Genomic DNA, 6,784 nt, shown 5'->3' on the forward strand with positions numbered 1-6,784 from the left:
TCATCCTGGATCTGGAAGATGCCTGCGCGGTGTCGGAGAAAGTGGCCAGCCGTCCGCGCGTAGTGCAGGCCATGCAGGCCCGCCGCAACTGCCTGGGCTATGTGCGCGTGAATCCGATGTCCACGCCCTTCGCGTATGGCGATTTGACGGAAACCGTACGCCCGGGCCTGGACGGCGTGCTGCTGCCCAAGGTGGAGTCGGCCGCCGACCTGCAGACAGCCGACTGGCTGATCGGCCAGTTGGAGCGCGAGCATGGCATGGTGGCCGGCAGCGTGGACTTGATCGGCCTGATCGAAACCGCGCAGGGCATGGCCGGGCTGCCGGAGATCCTGCGGGCCAGTCCGCGCGTCAAGCGCGTGGCTTTCGGCGCGGGCGACTACACGCTGGACCTGGACTTGACCTGGACGCGCGACGAAACCGAGCTTGCCGCATATCGCGCCGCGCTGGTGGTGCAGTCGCGCGCGGCGGGCCTGGAACCGCCGCTGGACACGGTGTGGGTAAACCTGCAAGACCCGGACGGCTTTGCGTTGTCGGCGCAGCGGGCGCGGGCGCTGGGGTTTCAGGGCAAGTTGTGCATCTATCCGGACCAGGTACCGGTGGCCAATGCGGCGTTCAGCCCCAGTGATGAACAGGTGGCGCGCGCGCGGCGCGTGATGGACGCCTTTGCGCAGGCCGAGGCCAGCGGTTCTTCCGCCATCCAGCTGGATGGCCAGTTCATCGACTACCCCATTGTTTACGCGGCCCAGCGGGTGCTGGATACCGCGCAGCGTATCGCGGCCGCCCAGACGGCCTGACGCGGCGCGCGGCATCCGGGCAACCGGACCGCGGCGCGCCGCTGCCCATGACACCGAGGAGACAGGGATGCAAGAGAAGGCAGCAGGAATACGGCCGCTGGACGGCTTGAAGATCATCGATGTATCGAGCTTCCTGGCCGGGCCGTTCTGCTCGACGCAGTTGGCGGAGTTCGGCGCCGACGTCATCAAGCTGGAACTGCCCAAGATCGGCGATGCGTTGCGCCGCTTCGGCAGCATTACGCCCAGCGGCGATTCGCTGCCGTGGCTGTCGGAATGCCGCAACAAGAAGTCCGCCACGCTGGACTTGCGCAAGCCCGAGGGCGCCGAACTGTTGAAGGCGTTGGTGGCGCAGTCCGATGTGCTGGTTGAGAATTTCCAGCCCGGCACCCTGGAAAAATGGGGCTTGGGCTGGGATGTGCTGCGCGAGGTGAATCCGCGCCTGATCATGGTGCGCATCTCGGGTTACGGGCAAACCGGGCCTTACAGCGGGCGCCCCGGTTTCGGCCGCATCGGCAACGCGTTCGGCGGGCTGTCGTATCTGGCGGGCTACCCCGACCGCCCGCCGGTCACGCCGGGCTCGGCCACCATTCCCGATTACATGGCGGGCCTTTATGGCGCGCTGGGCGTGTTGCTGGCCATGCAGGCGCTAACGAAGACAGGCCGCGGCCAGGTGATAGACATCGGCCTGTACGAGCCGATTTTCCGCATCCTGGACGAGCTGGCGCCCAGTTATCACATGAAGGGCTACGTGCGCGAACGCATGGGGCCGGGCACGGTGAACGTGGTGCCGCACAGCCACTATCCCACTTCGGACGGGCGCTGGATCGCCATTGCCTGCACCAGCGACAAGATCTTCGAGCGGCTGGCCCAGGCCATGGGCGTGCCGGAGTTCGGCGGCGAGGGTAAGTGGGGCACCATCCGGCAGCGCGAGGCCGAACGCGCGCAGGTGGATGACTACGTGGGCGCCTGGACGGCGCGCCACAGCCGCGACGAGGTGCTGGGCATCTGCGAGCAGTATCAGGTGCCGTGCGGTCCCGTGTACGCAATAGACGAAATTTTCGAAGACCCCCAATACCGGGCCCGCGAGAACATCGTTTACATGAAAGACGGGCGCGGCGAGTACGCATTGCCCAACGTGGTGCCGCGCCTGACCGACACCCCGGGGGGCATCGACCACATGGGCCCCTCGCTGGGCGAGCACAACGACGAGGTCTTTCGCCAGCGGCTGGGCCTGCCGGAGGACCGCATCGCCGAGCTGACCCGCGCCGGCGTCATCTGACGCCGGATTCCGCCGATACCTACGGAGGGACTCCACCGTGCCCGTCTTCGAACTTCTGGTCGCCGGGATCCTGCTGGGCGGGTTGTACGCCTTGATGGCGTGCGGGCTGAACCTGATCTTCGGCGTCATGCGCGTGATCAACTTCGCGCACGGCGACCTGCTGGCCGTGGGCGCATTGACCGCCGTGTCGCTGGTGGCCGGCATGCACCTGCCTTATCTGGCGGCGCTGATCCTGGTGCCCTTGCTGACCGCCGCGATCGGGCTGGCCATGCAGTACCTGGTGATCCGCCACATCATCGACGGCCCGCCCATCATGTCGTTGCTGGCGACGTTCGCGTTGTCCACCATCGTGGTGAACATCTCGCTGCTGATCTGGGGCGGCGGCTTTCATGGGCTGCCCACGGTGCTGGGGGGCTCGATTCCCTTGCTTGGCATGGACGTGCCGCTGGCCCGCCTGGTGTCGTTCCTGGTGGCCATGGCGGCCACGCTGGGCGTGTGGTGGTTCCTGCGCAGCACGCGCTTCGGCAAGGCGATCCGTTCGGTATCGCAGGCATCCGAGCTGGCGGTGATCTCGGGTATCTCGATCAACCAGGTGCGCAATGTGACGTTTGCGCTGGGGGCCGCCATGGCGGGCCTGGCGGGCGTGCTGCTGGCGCCCACTTTCGCCGCCGACGCGCAACTGGGCGTGCGGTTCGGCATCAAGGCCTTCGCCGTGATCATCGTGGGCGGCATGGGCAGTTATCCCGGCGCCATGGCGGCCGCGCTGCTGATGGGTGTGCTGGAGGTTTTCGCGGGCTACCTGTATGGACAGGTGCTGGGCGCGGCCACGGTGTTCCTGGCCATGCTGGTGGTGCTGATCGTGCGGCCCCGCGGCCTGTTCGGAATAGGAGCTCGCGCATGAAATTCCTGCCTGTCCCGATTCTCGTCGTGGCGGCGCTGGCTGCCCTGCCATTCATGGCCGGGTCGTACGGCATGTCGTTCATGATCCAGACCCTTATTTTCATCGCGTTGGCTTATTCGTGGAACCTGATAGGCGGCTACGCGGGATACACCCATTTCGGGCAAGTGGCGTTCTTCGGCCTGGGCGCCTATGTGGGCTCGCTGGCCATCCTGGACGGCACGCACTGGCTGGTGGCGTCGCTGTACGCCGGCGTGGCCGCATCGCTGCTGGCCGCCATACTGGGCGGCGTGATGCTGCGCCTGAAGGGGCCGTACTTCGCCATCGGCATGTTCGGCATCGCGCGCATTTGTGAATCGCTGGCGCTGGGGCTGGACGGCATCACGCAGGGGGGCACCGGCCTGTACCTGGCGGTGGTAGAGCAACTGGACCTGTACTACGCGGTGGGCGCCATCGCCCTGGCGATGGTGATCGCCACCTGGCGGCTGGACAGTTCCCGGCTGGGCCTGCAACTGCTGTCCATCCGCGAGGATGAAACGGCGGCCAACGCGCTGGGGGTGCGCACCACCCGGCTGAAGATCGGCACCTTCGTGGCATCGGCCTTCGTGCCGGGCGTGTGCGGCTGCCTGTATGCCTGCTACCTGGGCTATATCGACCCGGCCACGGCGTTCGCGCCCATGACGGAACTCACGGTAATAGCCATGGTGCTGCTGGGCGGCATGGGCACGGTGTTCGGCCCGCTGGTGGGGGCGGGGCTGCTGTCCGTCGTGAACGAAGTGCTGTGGGCGCGCCTGCCTGAAATCTACCTGGCGCTGGTGGGCGTCATCATTTTGATCGCCGTGCTGTTCATGCCGCGCGGCATCGTCAATTACGCCCAGCGGCGCGCCTGGCGCTGGGTGCCGGTGGCGCGCGGCCACCTGCGCCGCATGGCGGAACGCAAGAAGGAGTTGGCCCGGTCATGACGGATCATTCATCACCCATGTTGTCGGTTGAAGGCGTCAGCAAGCGTTTCGCGGGCCGGATCGCGCTGGATGGCGCCAGCCTGCGGATCGCCCCGGGTTCGATTACGGGAGTGATAGGGCCGAACGGCTCGGGCAAGTCGACCCTGTTCAACATTATCGCCGGCGCGATTCCCGCCGATGGCGGCAAGGTGGTGCTGCAAGGGCAGGACGTGACCGGCGCCACGCCGGCCGATATCTGCAGGCGCGGCGTCGGGCGCACCTTCCAGATCTCGCGGCTGTTCAACGAGTTGACGGTGCTCGAGAACCTGGTGGCCATCGCGCATGGATTGTCGGACGCTGCCGCGGTCGAGCGCGCCCTGTCGCTGCTGGATTTCCTGGAAATATCGGCCCTGCGCGACAAGTGGGGGGCCGAACTGTCGTACGGCCAGCGCAAGCTGGTGGAAATTGCGCGCGCCCTGATGCTGCAGCCCGCCATGATGCTGCTGGACGAGCCGTTCGCCGGTATTAACCCGCGGTTGCAGAACCGCATTGTCGATCATTTGCAGGCCTTGCGCGCGCAAGGCATGACCCTGTTCTTCATCGACCACGAAATGCGCATTGTGCTGGAAATCTGCGATGACCTGTATGTGCTGGCCGAGGGACGCGTGATCGCGCATGGCGACGCCGACACGATACGCAATGATGCCCGCGTCAAGGATGCCTATTTCTAGCGTTCCCGGCCCATAACGCCCCAAGGGGCACAAAACTGGAGACAAGGAGCAGCGGATGAACAAGACTATTGCAAAGCTGGTACTGGCGGCCACGGGCTGCCTGGCGCTCGCGGCAGCGGGGCAGGCAGCCGACGGGAAACCCATCCGGGTGGGCGTGGCCCTGTCGCAGTCGGGCAACCTGGCCGACAGCGCCAAGCACTATTACCAGGGGGTCGAGTTGTGGCGCGACCAGGTCAATGAACGCGGCGGCCTGCTGGGCCGCAAGGTCGAACTGGTGGTCTACGACGACCGCAGCGACGCCGCGACGGCCGCGCGCCTGTACGAAAAACTGATCAGCGACGACAACGTCGACCTGCTGTTCGGCCCCTGGGGGTCCGCCTCGGCGGCCACGGCCGCCGCCGTGGCCAACAAGCACAAGCGGGTGTTCCTGAACTCGGGCGGGGCGTCCGAGCAGATCCAGGAACGCGGATTCAAGTACGTATTCCAGACCGCCGCGCCCATCAGCGCCTATGTGGCCAGCATCGGCCCGCTGGCCGAGCAGCACCAGCTGAAGAGCATTGCCTTCTTCGGCCGCGACTACGCCGCCGCGCGCGACATGGCCAGGACGATCAAGAAAATCGCCGAGGACCGCAAGCTGGACTTGAAGACCACCGAGTTCTTCCCCGCGGGAACCACCGATTTTTCATCCATGATTGCGCAGGCGCGGCAGATGCAGCCCGATATCTGGGTATCGGTGGGCTATCCCAACGAAGCCATCGAGATGGTGCGCCAGATGAAGGCATCCAACTACCTGCCCAAGGTGTTCGTCCACAACGGCGCGTCGATTGCCGACTTCCTGAAAAGCACCGGCAAGGACGCGGAGTATGTGTTCGCCATGTCGCTGTACGAACCGTCTTTGAAGACCAAGGGCAATGCCGAGTTCGTCAAGGCTTATCAAGGCCGCTATAAGGCCGAGCCCGGCTATTACTCGGCGTTCTCATATGCCGGGGCCACGGTGCTGGAAGCCGCGGTCAACAAGGCCGGATCGCTGGACCAGGAAAAACTGCGCGAAGTGATGACCACGCTGGAACTGGACACGGTAATGGGGCACCACAAGGTAGACCCCAAGACCGGCAAGCAGGTCGGTGTGACCGGGCTGCTGGCGCAAGTGCGCGACGGCAAGCGCGAGATCGTGATGCCGCTGGATGTGAAGACGGCCGACGCCGTGATTCCCATGCCGGCCTGGGACAAGCGCTAACGGGTGGAGAACGCCATGGAACAGCAACCGGACGCCGCGCGCTTCCTGGAGCTGCGTTCCGTGACCACGGGCTACGGCGACGTGCCCGTGGTGCGCAACGCCAGCATGCACTTCGCGCGCGGCGCGATCACCGCGGTCATCGGTTCTAACGGTGCCGGGAAGTCCACCGCCATCAAGGCGGCCGCCGGCCTGCTGCCGGTATGGAAAGGGCAGGTGCTGATCGACGGCGCCGATGTCACGGCCGAAGCGCCGCACAAGCGGCTGGGACGCGGCGTGGCCTTCGTGCCGCAAGGCCGTATCGTGCTGCCCGACATGACGGTGCGCGAGAACCTGGACATCGGCGCCTATATCCTGGGCAAGGATAAGGCGCGCGTCGAGGCGGCGCTGGAGCGCATGGTGCGCATTTTCCCGATAATCGGCCAGCGCATGAACCAGTTGGCAGGCACCATGAGCGGCGGCGAACAGCAGATGCTGGCCATCGCGCGTGCCTTGATGACCGGTCCCACCGCCATCATCCTGGACGAGCCTTCCCTGGGCCTGTCGCCCAAGCTGGTGGATCTGGTGTTCGAGAAACTGACGGCCTTGGCCGGCGAAGGCCTTACCGTGATCATGGTCGAGCAGAAAGCGTCGCGCGCGCTGGCCATCGCCGACAGCGGGTACGTCATGCACACCGGGCAGGTGGTGTATTCGGGCCCGGCCCGGGAACTGCTGGACAATCCCAACGTGCAGCGGCTGTTCCTGGGCGAGGTGCCCGAGGAAGTCGACCGCCTGCTGGCGGCCGTGGACGATGCGGAGCCGGCCCATGCCTGATGCGCGCCTGCGCCGCACGCTGTTGATGACACCGGGCAACCGGCCCGAGCGCCTGGCGGGCGCGGCCGGCCACGGCGCCGATGCGGTGGTGTTC

General features: G+C 66.1%; 7 protein-coding genes. All 7 read left to right on the top strand.

From position 1 onward, the window contains the following. A partial coding sequence (locus LPZ50_RS19710) for an HpcH/HpaI aldolase/citrate lyase family protein (protein ID WP_230664061.1) occupies nt 1-794 on the top strand: 794 nt, incomplete at its 5' end. Between the two features lie 67 nt (nt 795-861). Beyond that, nucleotides 862-2,073 (top strand): CaiB/BaiF CoA transferase family protein, encoded by a 1,212-nt coding sequence (locus LPZ50_RS19715; protein ID WP_230664064.1) that lies wholly within the window; start codon nt 862-864, stop codon nt 2,071-2,073. 37 nt (nt 2,074-2,110) lie between these two features. Continuing rightward, on the top strand, nt 2,111-2,974 hold the full coding sequence (locus LPZ50_RS19720) for a branched-chain amino acid ABC transporter permease (protein WP_230664067.1): 864 nt from the start codon (nt 2,111-2,113) through the stop codon (nt 2,972-2,974). Further along, nucleotides 2,971-3,933: a branched-chain amino acid ABC transporter permease gene (locus LPZ50_RS19725; protein WP_230664070.1), complete on the top strand. Its 963-nt coding sequence runs from the start codon at nt 2,971-2,973 to the stop codon at nt 3,931-3,933. Before LPZ50_RS19720 ends, LPZ50_RS19725 begins: the two co-directional genes overlap by 4 nt. Further along, entirely contained in the window at nt 3,930-4,643 is a 714-nt protein-coding gene (locus LPZ50_RS19730) for an ABC transporter ATP-binding protein (protein ID WP_230664073.1), read from the top strand. The genes LPZ50_RS19725 and LPZ50_RS19730 overlap by 4 nt, the downstream gene beginning before the upstream one ends. A gap of 55 nt (nt 4,644-4,698) precedes the next feature. Continuing rightward, the gene (locus tag LPZ50_RS19735; RefSeq protein ID WP_230664075.1) at nt 4,699-5,880 is read left to right on the top strand and encodes an amino acid ABC transporter substrate-binding protein; all 1,182 of its coding nucleotides are present in this window, start codon (nt 4,699-4,701) and stop codon (nt 5,878-5,880) included. 15 nt (nt 5,881-5,895) lie between these two features. After that, on the top strand, nt 5,896-6,690 hold the full coding sequence (locus LPZ50_RS19740) for an ABC transporter ATP-binding protein (RefSeq protein ID WP_230664078.1): 795 nt from the start codon (nt 5,896-5,898) through the stop codon (nt 6,688-6,690). Nucleotides 6,691-6,784: the final 94 nt, after the last annotated feature.

This window comes from Bordetella petrii, assembly GCF_020991325.1.
In the GTDB taxonomy this organism is placed as follows: domain Bacteria; phylum Pseudomonadota; class Gammaproteobacteria; order Burkholderiales; family Burkholderiaceae_B; genus Bordetella_A; species Bordetella_A petrii_E.

What these genes read in the sequence shown, in the direction of transcription:
- LPZ50_RS19715 (WP_230664064.1), top strand. Translation starts at nt 862, where the DNA reads ATGCAAGAGAAGGCAGCAGGAATACGGCCGCTGGACGGCTTGAAGATC.
- LPZ50_RS19725 (WP_230664070.1), top strand. Translation starts at nt 2,971, where the DNA reads ATGAAATTCCTGCCTGTCCCGATTCTCGTCGTGGCGGCGCTGGCTGCC.
- LPZ50_RS19730 (WP_230664073.1), top strand. Translation starts at nt 3,930, where the DNA reads ATGACGGATCATTCATCACCCATGTTGTCGGTTGAAGGCGTCAGCAAG.
- LPZ50_RS19735 (WP_230664075.1), top strand. Translation starts at nt 4,699, where the DNA reads ATGAACAAGACTATTGCAAAGCTGGTACTGGCGGCCACGGGCTGCCTG.
- LPZ50_RS19740 (WP_230664078.1), top strand. Translation starts at nt 5,896, where the DNA reads ATGGAACAGCAACCGGACGCCGCGCGCTTCCTGGAGCTGCGTTCCGTG.